This window comes from Vreelandella sp. L-15, from assembly GCF_056857635.1.
On the sequence record NZ_JBSXNN010000103.1, the window covers coordinates 19,440 to 39,991 of the forward strand.

Here is a 20,552-nt window from a genome sequence, read left to right on the forward strand (position 1 = left end):
AAGACCAATAGGCATGGATCGCTTATGACACCCGATACGCAAGCCGCTCGGCAAGTGCAGCTACTGGTGGTCGATACGCAGGGCCGCTTGCTGCTCAAACGCGAGGCATCGCCTCCCCACTGGACGCTACTGGGCAGCGCGCTGGCTCACGATGAAGATTACCCGGCGGCGGCAATTCGTTTGCTCTTCGAGGAGGCCGGGCTTACCTGCCCCTTGGGGCCGCTACTTCGCCAGCGTGCCCACACCGCGAAAGCGGGCCAAACCGGTGAAGAGCGCTTTTTCTTGGTGCGCTGTCCCGATACCCAGCTTGACACCCACGACAACGCCCAGGGCAGGCTGATGCTGGACGATAGCCGTGACGCCACGCCCTGCTACGCGTGGTGGCCACTCTCGGAAATCCAGAGCAGCGAGAGTGACACCTTTGCGCCGTCCTGGTTGCCAGAGCTGCTGGCCAGCGTGCTGTTTAGCGAGATGATGATGCCCACCTCAGCGGCCCGCCTTTAAGCACCCAACGACCACCAGCAGGGCGGCCGTAGGTAGCCGCCAGTCGAATACGCTCATGCCTGCCAGGACGAGTAGCAACGCTGCCAAGATAGGCACGCCATACGCCAAGCTGCCCACGAGGCTGGCGTGACCGAATCGCAGCGCTTTGTCCCACGCCACCATGGCGATGCCGTAAGGCCCCAAGCCTAGCGCGATGCCTGCCACGAGCGCTTCGCCGCGAGGCAGCGCCACGTCACCCTCCAGCCAAACGCTAGCGATACAGGTGAGTGCACAAGCAATCAACAATAAGCGCGGCAGCAGCGGCGTGAGTGAGATAGGGGCCGCTTGACCTAGCCATGAATAGAGTGCCCAGCAGCAGGCCGCCAGCAGCGCCAAGCCATAGCCGGAAGCCGAACCGCCAACTCCCCCGCTGAGCGCTTGGGGCAGCAGTAATATCGCCGCGCCCGAAAAAGCGATCAGCGCGCCGGCCACGCTTGCCCACTGCAACCGTCCCCAGCGGCTCCACTGGCTCAGCAGCACGAACAGCACCGGCCATGTATAGGTAATCAACGCCGCTTCGGCGGCGGGGGCGAGACGCATACCAATGAAATAGCTGCTAACGGCCCCAACGATCAGTAGCGGGATACCCAGCCAGACGCTTAGCCGCCAGCCTAGCGAACAGGTTTGCGTAGCAGCACGACGACTCAACGGCAGAGTGGCAAGTGCACCTGCTAGCAAGGTAAGTGCTGTTAGCTGAAGAGGGGCGGTGTCGCGGGCAAGCTCCACCAGCAGCGGCGCAATGCTCCACAGCGTCACCGCTACCAAGGCGGCGCAGACGCTGAATTTCGGGGATATGACTACTGGGGAGTGAGTGGGTTGCATGACGCGCCTCCTGGAGCCTGCAGTGATCCAACCTTTGAAGAGGACCAAGTCTTGTAATGATCCTATGGCGCGCAGCATACTCATCACCCACTCATCAAGATAACGATCTTTTATGATCAATATCATCAACAGTGGTGATGTATGCGCGCACCCACGTTTGACTTAACGCTGTTGCGAACGCTAGTGGCGATTGCGGATACAGGAAGCGTGACCGCAGCGGCGAAACGGCTGGCCTATACGCAGTCCACGGTGAGTATGCAGCTACAGCGGTTAGAAGCGCAGTTAGCGGTCAGCCTGCACGAGCGAGATGGTCGGCGGCTGCGCTTTACCGCTGAAGGTGAGCGCTTACTGGCTCATTCGCGAAGGCTGCTGGCGCTAAACGACGAGGCCTGGAGCGATATGCAGGCCCGCCAGATTACCGGAGATCTCACCCTCGGCATCCCTGAGGATTACGCCTCGCTGCTACCGTCGGTGTTTGCCTACTTTCACCAGCTCTATCCGGCGGTGGGATTAACCGTTAAGTGCGCCACCAGTGCTCACTTGGTCGAGCAAGTGAAAGCCTCGGAACTGGATCTGGCACTGGTAACGCGCCAGCGCAACTCCCCAGGGGGCGATGTAATTCGTCGTGAGCCGCTGGTCTGGGCGGTAGGGGTTCACCAGCAGCCATCATTGAGCGACCCCATTCCGCTAGCGCTATATTCCCCAGGGGCGGATGTGTTTCGTGAGGTGGCGGAGCAGGCCTTACAGGCCGCCGGGCGGGATTGGCGAGTGGCTTACACTAGCCAGTCTATGGCGGGGCTTGCGCCGATTGTGACTGCTGGGTTGGCAGTGGTGGTTGTGACGAGGAGTATGCTCACACCTACGCTGCGACCGTTAGATGAGAGTAGCGGGCTGCCTGCTTTGCCGATGATTGAGCTGGCGTTGCACCGTGCGCCGCACCGGCCTTCAGAGCCAGCTCGACGGCTGGGTGAATTGATTCGCGAACAGCTAGCGGCTCCCAGCGAAGCGTTATAAGGTATGTCATTACCTAACAATTATTTTTCTATCGTGACGCCGCTGAACTAAGCTAACGCTGACGACGCTACTGGGCAGGGAGTTTTGAATGCACGAATTAGATCACTATATCTACCCGCATCGGGTGCTGCACTGGCTGGTAGCACTGGCGGTGCTGCTATCGCTAGCGAGTGGCTTAACCCTTGGGTTTTTGGGCTATGAACGTACTGTAGCGCTCGTCGGGAATACGCTGACCAACCTACTTTATACTAGCCATAAGACCCTGGGCGTCACGGTTCTGCTGCTGATGACGCTGCGCATTATTACCCGAATTGCCTTTGTAGTACCGGATCATGATCCGCCCCTGAATGCCTTTGAGCGCATTGTGAGCACCAGCGTGCACCATTTGCTCTATGTGGGGCTGGTCGTTATGCCGCTCCTCGGCTGGGCAGCCACCGCCACAGGCGGTTTTCCGGTGGAATTTTTCCACTGGCATTTGTCAGGGCTACTAGGTAAGAATGAGGCGCTCTCGGAAACTCTGTTTATGTGGCACGAGCGTGTAGGTTGGGCACTGGTGGTGCTGATTACGCTGCATGTGGCTGGCGCGCTGTTTCATTGGCGAATTAAGCGCGATAACGTGATGAAGCGCATGAGCCTGTTTGATTAAATCGCTGCCTACGCATCTTCTAAGTCACGCTGAACCATAGCCATAAAAACGGGTGGTTTGGCGTGCTTTTTCCGTACTCATAAGCTGCCGTTGGAGAGTAATGGGGCTGCTCTGGTTCCTTGAGTGTAGACCTCTTTTTAGAGCCCTGAGTAAACATGATGCTAAAGCGTGAGATGGCTCAGCCTTTCCGTGAGCCGCTGAATCAGCTGCCCGCTGTGCCGCCAATAGTGCCAGTAGAGCGGTACGGTTAATCCTTGCCCCGGTGCGATACTCACCAATTGGCCTGCTTGCAACTGTTCAGCAGCTTGGCGCTGAGGAATCATGCCGTACCCAATGCCCGCCATGGCCAAGCGCACGAAGCCCTCTGACGAAGGGCACAAGTGGTAGGGGAAGTGCCCTTGGTAGCCGCACTGCGCCAAAAACTGGTGCTGTAGCTGGTCGTGGGGGCCAAAGACGATAGCGGGGGCTTTTTGAAACGCCTCTGCGCTCGGGCCTTCCGGAAAAAAGCGTGCGGCATAGCTGGGCGATGCCAGCGGTTGATAAGACATATCCCCCACGTGTAGGCAGCGGGCACCGGCAATTGGGTTGGGTGTGGCGCATAGGCAGGCGGCAACATCGCCATCGCGTAGACGCTTTAAGCCTACCTCCTGGTCTTCAATGACCAAATCCAGCAGCACCTCTTCCGTTTGGCAGATATCCGCCACGGCGTCGGCCCACCAGGTCACCACGCTATCGGCATTCAGGGCAATGCGTAGCCTTGGCGCGGCTTTTTCTAGAGAGGGAAGAGCATCGTGTAAATCGCGCTCCAAGAGCTGCACCTGCTGGTAATGAGCTAATAATCGCTGGCCGGCAGGCGTGGGCGCGAGAGCGGGGTGGCGCACCAGCACCGGCTGGCCCAAACGAATTTCCAGCGCTTTTATCCGTTGAGAGATAGCTGATTGCGAAAGGCCCATCACGTCGCCTGCTCGCTCGAAGCCGCCGCACTCCACCACGGTGGCCAGTGCATGCAGTAATTTGTAATCCACCATGATGTCCTCTCTGTTGTTGGCTCTGGCAGTTAATCAACACCGCAACGGCGAGTAAAGGAAGGCGCGCGGGCCAAGATGCGTAAATGAAAATCAGTCTCTTTGTTTGACTTGCCGGGGAAGTGCGTCACAATTCGCCGCTTATGTGTAAAGGGGTTGCAGCATGGAATTATTGCGGGTGGTTTTTCGTCACTACCGCTGGCCGTTTCTAGGCGCACTAGCGCTGAGCCTGGTGAGTGCCGGGCTAGGGGTGGGGGTGATTGCGTTCATCAACCAGCGGCTGATCGAAGCGGGCAGCGCCCTCTCCGCATTGCCTCAATTTTTAGGGCTATTGGCGCTGCTGCTGGCGGTCACGCTGGGCACGCAGCTAGCGCTCACCTTGCTTGGCCACTACTTCGTCTTTGATCTGCGCTCCCGGCTGGTGAAGCGGATTCTGGATACCGATATCGAACGGTTAGAGCAGCTTGGTAACGCGACGCTGCTGGCAAGTCTCTCCAGCGATGTGCGCAATATTACCATTGGTTTTGTGCGCTTACCTGAGCTGGTGCAGGGCGTAGTACTCACGCTGGCCTCGGTGGCGTACCTTGCGTGGCTCTCGCCGCAGATGGTGGTGATCACCGTGCTGTGGATGGCCTTCACCATGGGCGTTGGCTGGGTGCTGGTATCGAAGGTGTATCGCCACTTCCATCAGGTGCGCGAAAGCGAGGATCGGCTGTATAAGGATTATCAATCGGCGATCGAAGGTCGCAAAGAGCTGGCGCTTAACCGTGACCGTGCGCGGCGCTTTTTTGATGAATCCTACACGGATAACGCAAAAGCGTATCGCCACCATATTATTCGCGCAGACACCTACCACCTCAGCGCCAATAACTGGTCCAACATCATGATGCTGGGCGCTATTGGCGTGGTGTTCTTCATGGCCAACGTGCTGGGTTGGGCAAGCCCTGCGGTGGCAGCCACCTTTGCTCTAACCCTGCTGTTTTTACGCACGCCCTTGATTCAGGCCGTGGGCGCATGGCCCACGTTAATCAGCGCCCAAGTGGCGTTCGATAAATTGGCCAGCCTGGAGCTAGCGGAGTACCAGCCGGGCTTCGATGTGGAGGATCGTTTCCAAGGTTGGCAGCGCTTAACGCTCACCAACGTGGTGTATCGCTACACGCCGTCCTCCGGGGGCGAAGGCTTCCAGGTGGGACCGCTCAATCTCACGCTGGCGCGTGGCGAGCAGGTGTTTCTGATTGGCGGTAACGGCAGCGGTAAATCGACGCTGGCGCGTCTGCTGTCAGGGTTGTACCGCCCGCAAAGTGGCCAAATTAGTGTGGATGGAAAGGAGCTTAGCCCGCAAGAGTGGGCTGCGTTTCGGGCGCGCTTTGCCAGCGTCTTTACCGATTTTCACCAGTTCGACCAAGTCATGGGGCCGGGTGGCAAAGCGGCTGACCCGGTACTGGTCGCGACCTGGCTCGAGCGGCTGCAGATGCAGCAAAAGCTTGAATGGCAAGATGACCGCGTGGTGAATACGCAGCTCTCGCAAGGGCAGCGCAAGCGTTTGGCACTGCTGCTGGCGATTGCCGAAGAGCGGGATATTTTGCTGCTGGATGAGTGGGCGGCGGACCAGGACCCGCAGTTCAGGCGGCTGTTTTACCGCGAACTGTTACCTCACTTGAAAGCGATGGGCAAAACCGTGTTTGCCATTAGCCACGACGACAGCTACTTCGTCCATGCGGACCGCTTATTGGAGATGTCTAAGGGGCAATTGAGTGAGCTGACGGGAGAGCAGCGGGCACAGGCCAGTGAAGATGCGGTGGCGCAGATCAGCTCGTGAGCCTACAGCAGCCACCGACGCAGGGTGGCCACTTTTCAGCGGCCAGCTACTGGGCAACGGCGATATTGTGCTCTCCATTGGGGTGTCGGATGACTTGCATCGGCAACCCGTAAATGGCTTCCAGGGTGCTGTCGCGCATTAGCTCGTGGGGAGACCCGTGTGCCAGGAGTCGGCCGCTGTGCAGGGCCATCAGCTCATCGCAGTAGCGGGAGGCCATGTTGATATCGTGCAGCACGATCACCACGCCCAAATCGAGCTCGTCGCACAGCTTGCGAATCAGCGCCAGCACTTCGATTTGATGGGCAATATCCAGCGCCGCCAACGGCTCGTCCAACAGCAGGAAGCGGCTGCCCTGGGCAAGCAGCATCGCCAGCCAAACCCGCTGGCGTTCGCCGCCGGAGAGGGTGTCGACCAGTCGGTCGGCGAAGGCTTCCGTATGCGTGAGCGCAATGGCGCGTTCCACGGCTTCTTCGTCGGCCTGGGTGTGGCGCCCCAAGAGACCGTGCCACGGATAGCGGCCAAAGCCGACCAGTTCACGCCCGGTCAAGCTCTCGGCGCTCGGCAGGTGTTGAGGAAGGTAGGCCACTTGGCGAGCAAACTCACGATGCCCCCAGTCACTCAGCGGGCGCTGATCGAAATGGATCGCGCCCCGAGCGACCGGCTGCTGCTGTGCCATCAGCTTGATGAGCGTCGACTTGCCGGAACCATTATGGCCAATCAGGCCATACACTTTGCCTTCGTGAAACGTGTGCTCGATGGGGTTGAGGATGGGTTTGCCATTGACTTCAAACGTGGCGTCTTTGATCTCGAACATGGACGACTCCTGGTGGCGAATGCATCAATCATCATGCCGCCATTCTAGTGCTAATGGTTCTCATTTTTAATGAAAAAATGAAAAAAATAGCCGAACGCTCAATGGGACCCGCCTTGTACTCATCGATCATCTTCTGGGCGTAGGCCTGCTGAGTGAAACCCTCGGAAGTATGCCCGGTGAACGGCATGTCGACCTCGTGGGATTTCAGTTCCGGTGCCATCATGATCCCCTGCTGCTGGAAGAGCACAATACTGTTGGCATGGCTCATCAAGGTACCAGGGGACGTATAGAGGTCTGTGCGCCACCCTGGGGTGCCCGTCACTTACACCACGATACTCGTGGCATCGCTATTCACGCCCTTGCAGCGTATGAAACTCCGCGAGCGTTATGTCACTAGTGCAGCAGCGTATATCGGCCGCGTTGGTCAACGCGCCGGTGGTGTCATCGAACGCTGGCGGCACGCTGCACTACCCGGCCAATGGCGTCTCGACGATATTGGTGGTGGCGTGGAGGTCACACTGTGAGTGGCGGCAGACTAGTGCTTCGTTGGCGGTGAAGGCGACGTCGCACTCCAAGATATCGGTCCCGCCCTGAGCGCCTGCGATATACGACTCGAGCGTGTGTTCGGGAAACTGAAGCGGTGCGCCCCGATGCCCAATCGGCAGCGGCGAGCAGTGCCAGGTGGTTCGCTCGGCGGCACTGATCAGTAACGTCGCTTTGAGTGCCTGCTCGTGAGCATTGTCCGCACTCATGTCGTTGACCAGAAAGAGCGGGCGGGGTCCCAGCGTCACTGCCTACGCCGCCTCGATCAGCGCCTCGTTCCAGCGGGGCGTCTTCTCGCTCTCTTCAGCAATGGCAAGGGCAGGAGCCAGCAGGCTGCCTAGCCCGGATGTTGCACCGGGTCAGTCAGAAGTCCCCAGATGCCAGGCTCGGTGGGGATAAAAGGGATCTGGAGTGGAGTTTGGCTGCTTTTTGATCAAGTTCCTGTGCTCAGGGCGCCCCCCCCCCCACCCCTATGTCTTTTCTGTGCCGGGGACAGCACGCCGCGGTGCTATCCAGGCACCAGTTTGCCAGCCAGCTTCAGGAAGAGGTCCTGCTCCGGGTACTGGCTGCTCAACATCAGCCGGATGGTGCGCGTGTTGCGGGTGATGACGGCGCCGATCTTCAGCAGCTTCAGGCGGAGGGTGTTGACCTGGGCTTGGGCGAAGGCGGTGCGCTTAAGGTAAATCCGACGCAGCCGCTCCAGGAGCAGGTAGGCCAGCCCCGAGAGCAGCAGTCGGTACTGATTGGGCCACCATTCGTGGCAGCTGGTGCGGTCGGAGAACAGGAACTGCTGCTCCACATAGCGGGTGTTGAAGCCACGCCGGCTGGTCTCGGACTTGACGATCACCCTTCGTCGACGCTCCTTCCAGCTCTTGGCAGCGTACTCGATGAAGCCGAAGACACGCTCCTTCTCCCAACTCTTCTCGAAGCGGATAGCCGACGTGTAGTCGATGTCCAGAGCCAGCTTGGCCAAGCGCTTGTTGCCGGCGAGGCCGATGATGTAATCGACGCCGTGGCGGTCGCACCAGTTGAGAATCAGCGGACGGCAGAATCCGCTGTCGCCTCGGAAGACGATCTTCACCTCAGGCCACGCCTGGCGCAGCCGCCGGACCAACAGGGCGAGGATGGCGCCGGCGTGGTGAGCGGCATCCAGCGAGGCCGGACGCAGGTAGCTGACCAGCAGCTGGTCGCCACAGAACACGAACAGCGGCAGGAAGATGTAGTGGTTGTAGTAGCCGTTGAAGTGCCGCCCGAGCTGCTGGCCATGCACCCGATCGGCGGTAGCATCGAAGTCGAGGTAGAGCGGCTTCTTGGGTGGCCGCCGGAACGAGCGGATGAACTGCTCGATCATCTCCTCGTGGATGGTGATCGCCCAGTCCCGGTCAGCTTGCTGCTCGAAGCGGCACAGGGTGGACTGACTGGCCAGCACGCCATCGGTATCGACGGCGGTCTGCAGGGCGATATCGTGACGCAACGCCTGGTGGTCGTTGAGATCCTCGTAGCCCAGCGCCAGGCCAAACACGCGCTGCCGAACCAGGGTTTCGGTGCGATGCAGGCAGCGCTGAGCGTCGCGCTCGTCGCTGAGTCGGCGAGCGACGGCGCGGGTCAGGCCCATCTCGCGATCGAGCTGCCGCAGCAGCAGGATACCGCCGTCGGAAGTGACATCACCGCCATCGAAACGGGCGATGACCTGACGGCCTTTGCAGCGTGGAAAGGAAGCGGATGGCGTGGTACATTTTGTCATGGCGGCTGAAGCGGTTGGTTCTTGTGTAGGAGCTTGAATTATAACCGATTTTCAGCCGCCTTTTTCATGTCTGATGCAATATCCAGGCTATGGCACATCGGCTGGTAAGTTTAGGGGCTTGAAAATCAACGTTGTGATCTTTTCCCAGAAACAGGACTACTGCAAGTGAGATTTTCCGCTACGTTTACCCTGGTAGTTGGGAGTCTCGTGATGAGGTGATAGCGACTGACGATGGGCCGCTTCGGACTCGCCTGAAAGCCTTGGATGAAAACGCCTAAGAAAGAAAAGGATTGGCCTGAGGCTGACATGGGCCTCGACTCCATGTCAGTCTCTTTTGGTTTACGCCTTGAATTGCAACGATCTACGCACGTTCGGGTACAGGTAATCTCAGCCACTGTTCATAAAAGGCTTCAATATCCGGCTCGAAGTCGTGGATCACCGGGTACCACTCGGTGGGGGCCTCGACGTCGAGCAGGTCGCCGCTCAGCGGGCAGTAGTACTCGCGGATGGTTTGCCAACCGGCGCTGGGCGCCATCAGCTTCGGGTAGACCTCGTCGAGCGCCTCCTGGGTATCGCGCACATGGACGACGGCGTGCAGTTTCCAGTTCTCGCGATAGTCGCAGAACACATGGCCAGCCTCGGACTTGACCACCCAGTGGTGGGTGTCTTTTTCCTGCACGATGTACAGCTTGGGGCCTAGCGGCAGGATAATGTGATCCTCCCAGGGCACGCGTTCCTGCAGGATGGCGCGGTAGGTTTCGAAGCGTTCTGGATCCTTCGGGGTCGACTGCATCCGGTGTAGCGTATCGCGGTCGATGGTGCCGTCGACGAGATCGGCGATCTTGTTGCGTGGGTAAGACATCTTGAACTCCTTACGGAATGGTGGTGGCGGACTCGGCCGGTTTACTCCTCGACGAACTGCACGGTATGTACATCCGGCAGCTCGGAGAGGTCCATGTGGTAGCGTGAGCCGTAGTGGGGGATACCGATCTCCTCCTCGTTCAGTTCCCACTCGTCCGGCAATTCCCAGAACGCCTTGAAGTCGGCGTAGAAACGTGGTCCCAGCTTGAACGAGGCGGCAAACATCTGCTGGACTTGGGTCGAGGCCCGTTTGTCGATGATTTTCTGCCGCTCATGGGCCATCCACTCGCGGGTCGGCACGGCGCGTTCCAGTCGCTGCTTGCGGATCTCCTGGCGGCGGGCGGTGGTGGCCGCCTCGTCCAGGGTGTAGAAACCGTCGCTGTTTTCCCTGACGACCACGCCGTAGATGGAATCGGCGAAGCGTGGCAATACGTAGCCGCCCTCGAGATCGGCAACCACGCTGTGTGGGTCGCGATCCAGCGGATCGCCGAAACCGGGGCCACCCTTCATGGTGTTGAGGTAGAGGTCGTAGTCCTTGTACATCTCCTCGGTGGTGATCGCCTGCTTGTCGCGCTTGATCTTGGCATCGGGAATCAGGCTTTCGTAGACGGGATTGCCCGGGTCGATGTCGCCGCCGAGCGGGATCGGCTTGCCCTCGGCAATCAGTTGCTCGAGGTTGGTGTCATGGGCGGCGAAGCGGTAGCCGGAGGCGGCCGGATAGCCCCCCATCAGGCCCCAGTCGGAGCTGATGTGGCCGTTGCCCATGAAGAACATGCTCCAATCCTTGGCGTTCCATACCAGGCGCAGGCTCTCCCAGCCGCAGCCGCCGCGATACTTGCCGGAACCACCGGAGCTGGCCTTGATCTGACGGCCGAGATAGATCAGCGGCTCGGCCAGTTCCCAGATCTCCATGTCGCCCATGTCGCCTTCGGGGTTCCAGATCGCCGCGGCATGGCTGAGGCCATCGGCGTAGGCCGAGGCGCCGATGCCATTGGCCGCGCATTCGAAGCTGTTGACCGCATGGATCTCGTCGTACTGGTTGAAGCCGCCGCCCTGCAGCCAGTTGGAGGTGTTGGCATTGCCGGCATTGACCTCCTCGAGATAGCCGCGTCCGAAGTAGGAGCGGGAGAGACCGCGCCACAGTGCCGTCCAACTGGACACCAGGAAGTGCCAGGAGTAGGAAAACGCCACGCGGCGGTCGTCCGGATTCATCCAGGTGCCCTTGGGCAGCCGGAATTCGGTGCCGTAGGCGGCCCCATCGTTGATCATCTCCGACGGTATCAGGGTCTGGGTCATCATCACCCAGATACCCGAGGTGAAGCTGACCTGATGGGCGTTGTAGGTATGCCAGCCCCAGCGGCTGGCACCCTCGAAATCGAGCTTCCAGGTGCCGTCCGGGCGGATGGTCATCTCCGATGGCGCGTGCATGATGGTATCGACCTTGGCGAAGTCCGAGGGCACGCGTACGTCCTCGTGATCGTAGGGCACGTCGACGAAGCCCACCTGCCGATACTTGCCGGGAATGGTCATCGCCTTGATGCGATTCTGGAGGCCGATCCGACCATGTTCGACGGCCTCGTAGGCGAACTTCCAGTAGGCATCGATCCCTTCCTCGGCGATCACGTCCTCGACCAGCTGGCGAATCATGTGACAGCCGGCGACCCGGGTGCGCTCGTCGAGCATCCAGTAGCGTGTGGTGCGCACCATGCGCTGACTCTCGTGCAGCCAGTCGCGGAACAGCGTGTCGTCGGCACCGACCTTGCGGCAGGTGATGGAGTAGCCATCGCCGAAGCGCTGCACCTGGCCGGTGGCCATCGAGCCCGGCCCGACGGCGCCCGTGTCGATGACGTGGGTGACGCCGCCGACCCAGCCGATCAGTTCCCCCTGGTGAAAGATGGGCACGATGGTATGAATATCGCAGGGGTGGACGTTACCGATCAGCGAATCGTTGTTGCAGAAGATGTCCTTGTCGTTGACGCCCGGATTGCTCTCCCAGTCGTTCTCGATCATGTACTTGATCGCGGCGCCCATGGTGCCGACGTGGATGATGATGCCGGTAGAGGTGAGGATGGAGTCGCCTGCAGCGTTGTAGAGGGTGAAACAGAGTTCGCCCTCCTGCTCGACGATCGGCGAGGCGGCAATGCGCTTGGCCGTCTCGCGCGCATCGACGACGCCGGCGCGCAGACGGGAGAACAGCTTGTTGTAGAGAATGGGGTGCTTGTCGCGCAGTTCCAGGGTCTCGAGGCCGGCGTAGTGCCGTGACTGCCGGGTGTCGGCCATGATCCGGTCGCGGTGTGCCTTGAGGGTTTCACCGCCGCGGACGATGCCCTGGGTTTGGTTCGTTGTCTTGACGTGTTCTGGCTGGTTCATGAGGGTACTCCTTCGATGACATTCTTCGATCACATTGTTATGGAGTTCGCACGGGATCAGGTCTGGGTGAGATGGAACAGACGGTGCTCGTCGAGGAACGTCTCGAAGCCTTCGGGCACGATGAAGGTCGTGGCGTCGGATTCGATGACGGCCGGCCCGGCGATGCGATTGCCAGGGTTGAGTGCTTCCATCAGGTAGAGTTGCGCGTCGACCCAGCGCTGTTTGCGGTAGAAGCGACGCGTTCCCAGGAAGGCACCGTCATCCGGTGTCTCGCTGCCGAGCGCTTCCTTGGGGATGCGGGGTTTGGTCGTCGGCACGCTGCCGCGCATGATCGCGCCGGTGACCGAGTAGCCCAGTTCCGGTGAGCGCGCCGAGGCGGCGTAGACCCGGCCGTAGGTGTCGTTGAAGGCCTGCTCCAGCGCCAGCCAGTCGGCTTCGCTGTCGACCTTGTCCAGCGGTGCGTCGATCTCGAGGTCGTTGAGCTGGCCGCGATACTGCATGCGGTAGCCGGGCTGCAGGGTGACCTGGTCCGGCGTGTAGCCGTTGAGCTTGAACTCCTCGAGCACGTTCTGGGTCAGCTCGTCCCAGGCTTGCTGCAGAGTCCTCGAGGCGGCTTCGCGCTGCTCGGCGGGCGCGTCGCAGGCCAGGTTGATGTCCAGGCTCTTGTCATAGCGATACTCGAAATCTGCCGCGGCACAGCCGAAGGCCGAGAACCCGGCGGCCCAGGCCGGTACGATCACGTCCTCGAAACCCAGCCCCTCGGTATAGCCGTAGGTGTGAACCGGGCCGGCGCCGCCGTAGGAGAAGCAAACGAAACTGCCGGGACTGTAGCCCTTGCCGGAGATCATTGCGCGCAGGTAGTCGCGCAGCTCGCTGTCGAGCAGTTCGATCACCCCGGCGGCGGCATCCTCCACCGACAATCCCAGCGGGTCGGCCAACTGCTGCTTGATGGCGTCGTGGGAGCGCTGACGGTCGAGCTTGATGGCGCCACCGAGGAAGTTGTCGGGATTCAGGTAGCCGAGCACCAGGTGGCAGTCGGAGATGGTAATGGTGTCGATGCCGCTGTCGGCCCAGCACACGCCCACCCGATAACCGGCCGAATCCGGTCCCAGCTTGATCGACTTGGTGTAGGGATCCAGGTGGATGAAACTGCCGGCGCCGGCACCGACCGAGTCCATCGCCACCAACGGCAGTGACAGCACCAGTCGCGCCATGTCCGGATCGTTCTTGATGGTCAGCTCGCCCTGGGTGATCAGCGCCATGTCGAACGACGTGCCGCCGATGTCCGAGCAGGCGATATTCTTGTAGCCCAGCACCTCGCCCAGGTACTTGGCGCCGATGACGCCACCGATGGGGCCGGAGACGATGGTGCGTGCCAGCTCCTTGGCTTTCCAGGCGATGGTGCCGCCATGGGTGGCCATGACCCGGAAATCGAACTTGGTGCCGTGCTCCTTGAAGGCGGTGGATATCTTCTGCAACGTCTTTCGCGACGGCTCGGCGGCATAACCCTCGAGAATCGTGGTATTGGTGCGATGGCTCTCCTTGCGTACCGGATAGTAGTCGGTGGAGGCGAACACCGGGATCAGTTTGCCGCTTCTGGCAACCTCCTCCAGCACGATGTCCCGCACCCGGCGTTCGTGGGTGGCATTCTTGTAGGAGTGCAGGAGACTGATGACGATGCCTTCGACATCGCTGTCGATCAGCTCCCGGGCCGCCTGCCGCGCTCCCTCCTCGCGTAGCGGGATGACCACGCTACCGAACATGTCGACGCGTTCGATCACTCCCCGGGTGAGTCGGCGGGGCACCAGCGGTTCGTCGTAGTAGTGGGTATTGAGATGGATCCGGTCCTCGTAGGCGAAGCCCAGGTAGGCCTGAATGCCGCGGCCCATGCGGTGGAAATCCTCCATGCCGGCATTGACGATGAGGCCACATTTCAGCCCCTTGCGCTGGACGACGCGGTTGAGCATGGCAGTTCCTGAATAGACGCCCGTCTTCAACTGCGGCAGCGCCTGGTCCAGCGGCAGGTTCCAGTTGGCCAGGCCGTCCTCGCTCGAGGCGATCAGGCCGAGGGCTTCGTTCTCCGGAGTGCTTTGGGCCTTGCCGACGACGAACTCGCCTTCGGCATCGACAAAGAAGGTGTCCGTCATGGTACCGCCGGCATCGATGCCGAGGACCTGGACGTTGCGTTGTGGGGCTGTAGCTTCGGGCATGCGACTACTCCTCATTGTTGTTGTACGAATCCGTTCGAGTATCCGAACGAACGTCACAACATAAGGGGCATGAAGTGTGCCAACTTGACGATCAGAAGCTAGCGCGATGATTTTATTGGATACCTAAGCGTAGGACGTGCTGGTTATGAAAACAGAGTGTACGGGATCTGGACACCTGACCGTTCGGAAGTCGTACGGTCAACCCTTGTCGGCGTTTGCGCTAGACTCAATGAACGCAGCCGGTCAGATTGGTGGTGTTGCTTTTTACGCCGAAGGTCTAGTTGCGCTTGGCGTAACCGCATGTCTAGCTTCAACCAAAAAAGATTTCTACCTTCGGAGGGAGGAGTTATCAAGGCACTCAATCGTGGACTGGCGTGGCGACGGGCCAGCCACTCGCCGTGCCTCCGCTGTCCTCCTTCGTTGGACATGCGGCTGCTGTACCACAGGAGAATGGCATGATCGATAACAAAAACATTCAGCAAGCCTGGGACACTTTTCAGCAATATGGCGTTGCATCCACGCCTATCAGTCCACCCGTCTTGGCGTCATGGCAGCGTAGTCTGCAACACGGTATCGATGTCGAACGCAATGCCACAACCTTGCTCAAGGAGGGCGGGCTCCATCGTCTCAAGCTTCAGCACTCACCATTTCTATATGCTTCGCGCTTGGCCATCAGGGAAGGGCAGGAGCGTCTCAACGATACCCAATCGATGATCATTCTCGCCGACCCCCAGGGCGTGATTCTCGAAACCGCGGGAGATCCGCGTGCCATCGATGCGGGGCAGGACATCAGGTTGCAGAACGGTGGGCGCTGGGATGAAGCCAGTATCGGCACCAACGCCATCGGTACGGCGATCATGCTGAATGCACCAGTGCAAATACATGCTGTCGAGCATTTCTGCAACGAAGTCAAAAAGTGGACCTGTGCTGCCGCTCCCGTGACCGATCCTCGAGATCAGAGATTGCTGGGTGTTGTCGATATTTCCGGTCCCGCCGACACTTTCTACCCTCAGATTCTTGCTCATGCCGTCGCCATAGCACGCCAGGTTGAAGCATTGTTGGCCCATGAAATGGAGATCGAGCACTCTGGTGTGTTGCACTACTTCTTGGCTAGGCGATTTTCAGGACTGAATGACACGACGATCGCTCTCTCGCACAGTGGGAAAGTGCTTTACGCGACTGACCGCGCGTTGAAAGACCTTCGCCATCGATGTCCCCGCTTGCTGGACAGTCAGAATGGCAAGTTGGATTTCGGACAAGACAGTACCAAGATGACATCGGCAAGTTTCATTGAATTCATCGAGAGGATGATTCCTGGGGTACGTTGTGAGCCAGTGATGGAGCGGAAGCTGCTCGGCTATATTCTCATTCTACCCAATGCCTCCCCAACGGCGCCTGCCACGCGGTTGATCACGCCACAACGGTCCATTGGTTTTGAAGATATTATTGGCGAAAGTCATATCATGCGTGAAACGTGTGCGACCGCACGAAAGATGGCGCAAAGTGGCGTACCCATCCTGATCGAGGGTGAGACGGGAGTGGGCAAGGAGCTGTTCGCACGGGCGATTCACGGCGAATCGCAACGCCCGGGCTCGTTTGTTCCGATCAATTGTGGTGCGATCTCCCGTGAATTGATGGCCAGCGAGCTATTCGGTCACGAGAAGGGGGCTTTCACCGGCGCCGAACGCTCGGCTGCGGGCAAGATCGAGGTGGCGGATGGTGGCACCCTGTGTCTTGACGAAATCGGCGAGCTGCCGCTCGATATGCAGCCGTACCTGCTGCGGGTGCTGGACGACGGCGTCGTCTACCGTATCGGTAGCCACCAGGAGAAGCGTGTAGCCATCAGCTTGGTATCGATGACCAACCGCAATCTGGCCAATGAAGTGGAAAAGGACGGTTTTCGTCAGGATCTTTTTTATCGTATCGCAACGCTGCGCTTGAGGATTCCCTCTCTGCGTGAGCGAGGCGATGATGTGTTGTTGATCGCAGAAAAGTTGTGTAAAGCGCTTGCCATGCAGCGAGGATGTGCGCCCCTTTCGCTGTCGAGCCAGGCGCAGGACTGCCTACGACATTACCACTGGCCAGGAAACGTGCGTGAGCTGCGCAATGTTTTGGAAATGTCGATGCTAATGGCCTCGGGTAAACGCATTGAACGGCACGATCTACCCGAGGAGGTTCGTATGGGTCAGGGGACGCTCACCGCTATGCATTCTGTAGAAGGTTCTTCTCCTTCTGATCTAAGGACATCGGAAGAACTTCTTATCAAAGAGGCTATAGCACGCCAAGGGGGAAACTTGACGCAAGCGGCAAAGCAACTCGGCATTGCCCGATCCACACTCTACAGCCGGTTGGCTAAAGCGACGAAGCGTTAGCCGTAGCAGGCCAGGTATGACGAAGCCATTTGGGGTCACCAGCGCGATACTGCCTAATAATTATAGCGTCTTGCCTTCGCGAAATTGGGAGACTTTGTTGCAGCACGGCATGGATAAGCGCAATAGTTAATCATAGGTTTCCTGGTATCTTGATTTTCACTTCACGACTTCACACAGGGGAGCGAGGTTTGACCTTGCCGATATTGAGCAGGGCAATACCAGCACCGATCAATAGCGTGCCGAGTAGCAAGCCCTCGGGGGCGGTTTCTCCTTGCAGTAATATGGCGACAGGGACACCTACCACGGCGCCGACGGAACCCAATAGGCTTAGAAATACCGGGCCGCCACTTTTTTGCAGCAGGAAGAGCAGCAGGAACTGGCCTGCGAAGACCATCGCCTGAACGGCGATCAGCAGGATCGGGGAACGGCCTGCCGGAACGCTCAGTGATAAGCCCGGCAGAAAACCCACGCTGAAAAGAATGAAGACAGCGGCGATCAGCATCCCGGGGGCCAGCGCATCGCTGGATACGCCTTCCGGCCAGCGCAAGGTGCGGTAGAGGTTGCCGATGGCCAGCAGTACAGGGCCAATCAAGGCAAGAAGAATCCAGAGATAGTCCGCATCAGGTGCCGAGAGCTTATGAAAGGCCAGAGTGAAGGCGCCTGCGAGAGCTGACATGACTCCCGCCGCCCGCAACACCTGGAAACGTTCCATTTTTAGGATTAATGCGCCGATATAGGTGAGCAAGGGTGGCAAGGTGATGATTAACGCCACGAACCCAGCACCCACATGCGGAACGGCTGTGAAGAAAATCAGGTTGGCGCCGGCGACGCCCAGCAGCGCGGAGACCGAGTAATACTCGACGGTGCGAACGGTAATCGGCGGCAGGTTGTGGCGGAAGGCTGCGAGACCCAACAGGATAAGCGCTGCCCCTGAAATCGACCAAAACAGGAAGGCGAGCGCTGATAGCTGAATCTCGCCGGCCAGTTTCGCCAAATTGGTCGATAGACCCAGCAGGGCCCCGCCGGACAGCAGATACAGCAGTGGCGCAAGCCAGGCTCTTTTACGGGAGTGTGTTCGGGCAGTGGTGCTTGATAATGGCATTAATAATGTTCTCAATGACGTGTGCTCGAGGGTAGTGTTCTCAATTGTTAGCTTGATAACAAGGTATGGGGCATTAATCTTGACGTCCACCCAGGCCAACTGGTGAGCGGGCTGAGTGAAGAGCAACATGAGCAACTCGATGATCTGCTCAAGCAGTTCCTGGCGGGGGTCGAGCAATTGTGATGACACGACAGGTGGGCTGCAAGGAGCGTTTATGATCAGTGGCCGTGCGTTACGTTACTTCGATACCGTGGCGCGCTGTCGTTCGCTGCGCCAGGCTGCGGCTCAGTTGCATATCGCCCCTACGGCGATCAGCCGCCAGATTGATTTACTGGAGCATCAACTAGGCGCGCCGTTGATCGAGCGCGGTCCCAACGGTATTCGCCTGACAGCTGCGGGGGAGCTTCTGGCCGCCCAGGCCCAGCGCACCCTGCGCGACCTCGAGCGGGTGCAGGAGCATATTGCCGACCTGAAAGGCCTGCGGACCGGCCGGGTAAGCTTGCAGGTGGCGGAAGGGGTCGTGGCAGGGGTGCTAGCGCCTGCATTAGCCAACATGGGGCAGCGTTACCAGCATTTGAGTTTCGATATCGGCATCGCCAGCGCCAGCCAAATGGTGCAGGCCCTGCGCCGTGGCGATGCCGATATCGGCCTGTCCTTCTTCATGCCTCGCCATGACGACATCGTGCCGTTTACCAACGCCGAGCTGCATCATTATGCGGTCATGGCGCCTGACCATCCACTCGCCGAAGCGGCTGAGATAAGCCTCCATGCACTGGCAGACCATCGATTGATTCTGCCGGATGAGTCTTATGGGGTGCGTCAGGCACTGGAGCGCGCTGCCCATCGAGAGGGCGTTACGCTGGCACCCACCTTCAAGACTGCTTCTCTGGAAACCCAGAAAGCGCTGGCTCTTAACGGTGCGGGTGTACTCATACTACCGCCAATGGCAGTAGTCCGGGAGTGCCGACTAGGTGACCTGGTGAGTATTCCTTTATCGCCATTGGAGCTCGAGGCAGCACGGATCGACCTCTGCGTCTATCGTCATCGCCAGCGTAGCTTTGCCACGGAGGCATGCCTTTCGTTACTGGCAGGAGCCTTGCAAACGCTGCAAGCATCGCCGTCCTGGTGAGTAGCGTGCACACAAAAAGTGGACGCGCTGTGGTCAACATTGTAATGGCAGAAGACACGTTGTGCGTTCATGCTTTGGCTGTTGATGACTAACGCACGATAACAACAGCACAAGGTGATGCGATGTCTGACCTACACCAATTAACCGCCACCCAATTGCTCGAAGGTTACCGCACTAGAGCATTCTTGCCGCTGGAAGTCGCTGAAGCACTTGTCAGCCATATCGCGCAGTGGGAGCCGCATATCAACGCGCTTTACGCCTACGATCCTGAGACACTGCTGGCTGAAGCGAAGGCGTCGACCCAGCGCTGGGCCAAGGGGCAGCCAAGCGGGGATCTGGATGGTGTGCCGGTTACCTTGAAAGAGTTGATCGCCACTAAAGGCACACCTGTGCCGGTGGGTACGGGGCTGGGCGGTCAGGTCGCTGCCGATGAGGATGCGCCCCCCGCGGCACGTTTGGCGGAGGACAGCGCACTGCTGCTGGCGAAAACCACCTGTCCTGATTTCGGCATGCTCTCGTCCGGGCTGTCATCGTTTCATGGCCTTACCCGCAATCCGTGGAATCTTGACTGCAATACCGGCGGTTCCAGTTCGGGCGCCGGGGCAGCCGCCGCGGCAGGGTTCGGTCCACTGCATGTCGGTACCGATATTGGTGGTTCGGTACGCTTGCCGGCGGCATGGTGTGGCGTCGTCGGGTTCAAGCCGACTCTGGGCCGCGTCCCGATAGATCCTTATTATGTGGGCCGTTGCGCCGGGCCGATGACACGCAGCGTAGAAGACGCCGCTCTCATGATGACCGCGCTTGCCCGCACGGATAGGCGCGATGCAACGCGCTTGCCCCCGGAAGAGATCGACTGGCTGGACTTGTCGCTAGAGATAGAAGGCCTGCGCGTGGGAGTGATGATGGAGGCGGGCTGCGGATTACCGCTGGATGACGAGATTCGCCATCACGTCGAACAGGCGGCGAGGCAGCTGGAAGCCGCCGGAGCAACATTGGTGCCGTTGGCGCCGGTGCTGACACGTGAAATGCTGGATGGTCTGGACCGCTTCTGGCAGGCTCGCCAATGGAGTGAACTATTGAAACTCACTGCGCAAGAACGCGAGCAGGTGCTGCCCGCCATTCAGGCCTGGGCCGATGCTGGCTCACGATTGAGCGGGGTGGAGGTGGTGCAGGGGTTTCAGCAGACCCTGGCCATGCGTCGTGCCACCGAGGCGGTATTTGACGAAGTGGATGCAGTGATTTCACCCACGACCCCGAATATTGCCTTTCCCGCGCAGTGGCCGTCGCCTACCAATGATCCACGCCAGCCTTTCGAACATATCGTCTATAACGTGCCGTGGAATATGGGGGAGCAGCCTGCGATTTCTCTCAATGCCGGGTTCAGCGGTTCCAGCATGCCCATTGGTGTGCAGCTTATCGGCCCGCGTTTTGCCGATCATTTCGTGCTGAAACTGGCACAGCGGTTGGAGGCGTGTCTTGCGATGCCGATGCGCTGGCCAACACTGCCGTCAGCGAGCCATTAACGATAAATGATAAAT

Annotated in this window: 17 protein-coding genes; 7 read left to right on the forward strand and 10 right to left on the reverse strand. The window is 59.5% G+C overall.

Annotation, left to right across the window (positions count from 1 at the left end; all coding sequences use genetic code 11):
- Positions 1 to 24 precede the first annotated feature (24 nt).
- Positions 25 to 504, forward strand: coding sequence for an NUDIX domain-containing protein (locus AC13CY_RS16640; RefSeq protein WP_054641277.1), 480 nt, complete (start codon positions 25 to 27; stop codon positions 502 to 504).
- On the opposite strand, the gene AC13CY_RS16645 is transcribed toward AC13CY_RS16640, so the two are convergent.
- Complete coding sequence (locus AC13CY_RS16645) at positions 487 to 1,365, reverse strand: DMT family transporter (RefSeq protein WP_054645110.1); 879 nt, start codon at positions 1,363 to 1,365, stop codon at positions 487 to 489. The two genes, AC13CY_RS16640 and AC13CY_RS16645, sit on opposite strands and share 18 nt — an antisense overlap.
- Before the next feature lie 141 nt (positions 1,366 to 1,506).
- Between AC13CY_RS16645 and AC13CY_RS16650 the strand changes: the two genes are divergently transcribed.
- Both AC13CY_RS16650 and AC13CY_RS16655 read left to right on the forward strand, forming a co-directional pair.
- Positions 1,507 to 2,379 carry a LysR substrate-binding domain-containing protein gene (locus tag AC13CY_RS16650; RefSeq protein WP_054641605.1) on the forward strand — a complete coding sequence of 291 codons (873 nt, stop codon included), beginning with the start codon at positions 1,507 to 1,509 and terminating at the stop codon, positions 2,377 to 2,379.
- 88 nt (positions 2,380 to 2,467) lie between these two features.
- Entirely contained in the window at positions 2,468 to 3,025 is a 558-nt protein-coding gene (locus tag AC13CY_RS16655; RefSeq protein WP_062361355.1) for a cytochrome b, read from the forward strand.
- A 161-nt stretch (positions 3,026 to 3,186) separates the two neighbouring features.
- On the opposite strand, the gene AC13CY_RS16660 is transcribed toward AC13CY_RS16655, so the two are convergent.
- Positions 3,187 to 4,053, reverse strand: coding sequence for a LysR family transcriptional regulator ArgP (locus AC13CY_RS16660; RefSeq protein ID WP_253027427.1), 867 nt, complete (start codon positions 4,051 to 4,053; stop codon positions 3,187 to 3,189).
- Between the two features lie 160 nt (positions 4,054 to 4,213).
- Between AC13CY_RS16660 and AC13CY_RS16665 the strand changes: the two genes are divergently transcribed.
- Complete coding sequence (locus AC13CY_RS16665) at positions 4,214 to 5,869, forward strand: multidrug ABC transporter permease/ATP-binding protein (protein ID WP_172415971.1); 1,656 nt, start codon at positions 4,214 to 4,216, stop codon at positions 5,867 to 5,869.
- Positions 5,870 to 5,915: 46 nt separating this feature from the next.
- Here AC13CY_RS16665 and AC13CY_RS16670 read toward each other — a convergent pair whose 3' ends face one another.
- The 7 genes from AC13CY_RS16670 to AC13CY_RS16700 all read right to left on the reverse strand — a co-directional run bounded on the left by AC13CY_RS16670 (position 5,916) and on the right by AC13CY_RS16700 (position 14,411).
- Positions 5,916 to 6,683: an ABC transporter ATP-binding protein gene (locus tag AC13CY_RS16670; RefSeq protein WP_062372434.1), complete on the reverse strand. Its 768-nt coding sequence runs from the start codon at positions 6,681 to 6,683 to the stop codon at positions 5,916 to 5,918.
- 31 nt (positions 6,684 to 6,714) lie between these two features.
- Entirely contained in the window at positions 6,715 to 6,951 is a 237-nt protein-coding gene (locus AC13CY_RS16675; protein WP_062361348.1) for a hypothetical protein, read from the reverse strand.
- Positions 6,952 to 7,150: 199 nt separating this feature from the next.
- Complete coding sequence (locus AC13CY_RS16680) at positions 7,151 to 7,474, reverse strand: glycerophosphodiester phosphodiesterase family protein (RefSeq protein ID WP_062361346.1); 324 nt, start codon at positions 7,472 to 7,474, stop codon at positions 7,151 to 7,153.
- 260 nt (positions 7,475 to 7,734) lie between these two features.
- Positions 7,735 to 8,970, reverse strand: coding sequence for an IS1380 family transposase (locus tag AC13CY_RS16685; protein WP_483052819.1), 1,236 nt, complete (start codon positions 8,968 to 8,970; stop codon positions 7,735 to 7,737).
- 361 nt (positions 8,971 to 9,331) lie between these two features.
- Entirely contained in the window at positions 9,332 to 9,832 is a 501-nt protein-coding gene (locus AC13CY_RS16690) for an acetone carboxylase subunit gamma (protein ID WP_172515510.1), read from the reverse strand.
- Between the two features lie 41 nt (positions 9,833 to 9,873).
- Positions 9,874 to 12,201 (reverse strand): hydantoinase B/oxoprolinase family protein, encoded by a 2,328-nt coding sequence (locus tag AC13CY_RS16695; protein WP_022522501.1) that lies wholly within the window; start codon positions 12,199 to 12,201, stop codon positions 9,874 to 9,876.
- A gap of 56 nt (positions 12,202 to 12,257) precedes the next feature.
- Positions 12,258 to 14,411, reverse strand: a complete 2,154-nt coding sequence (locus AC13CY_RS16700; protein ID WP_474601398.1) for a hydantoinase/oxoprolinase family protein — start codon at positions 14,409 to 14,411, stop codon at positions 12,258 to 12,260.
- Between the two features lie 455 nt (positions 14,412 to 14,866).
- Here AC13CY_RS16700 and AC13CY_RS16705 point away from each other — a divergent pair, with 455 nt between their 5' ends.
- The gene (locus tag AC13CY_RS16705) at positions 14,867 to 16,783 is read left to right on the forward strand and encodes a sigma-54-dependent Fis family transcriptional regulator (RefSeq protein ID WP_483052820.1); all 1,917 of its coding nucleotides are present in this window, start codon (positions 14,867 to 14,869) and stop codon (positions 16,781 to 16,783) included.
- A gap of 169 nt (positions 16,784 to 16,952) precedes the next feature.
- Here AC13CY_RS16705 and AC13CY_RS16710 read toward each other — a convergent pair whose 3' ends face one another.
- Positions 16,953 to 18,074, reverse strand: coding sequence for a DMT family transporter (locus AC13CY_RS16710; RefSeq protein WP_289109600.1), 1,122 nt, complete (start codon positions 18,072 to 18,074; stop codon positions 16,953 to 16,955).
- Positions 18,075 to 18,099: 25 nt separating this feature from the next.
- Here AC13CY_RS16710 and AC13CY_RS16715 point away from each other — a divergent pair, with 25 nt between their 5' ends.
- Both AC13CY_RS16715 and AC13CY_RS16720 read left to right on the forward strand, forming a co-directional pair.
- Positions 18,100 to 19,014: a LysR family transcriptional regulator gene (locus AC13CY_RS16715; protein ID WP_289109601.1), complete on the forward strand. Its 915-nt coding sequence runs from the start codon at positions 18,100 to 18,102 to the stop codon at positions 19,012 to 19,014.
- Between the two features lie 122 nt (positions 19,015 to 19,136).
- A complete protein-coding gene (locus AC13CY_RS16720; protein ID WP_483052821.1) occupies positions 19,137 to 20,537 on the forward strand; it encodes an amidase in 1,401 nt (466 codons plus the stop codon).
- Positions 20,538 to 20,552 lie beyond the last annotated feature (15 nt).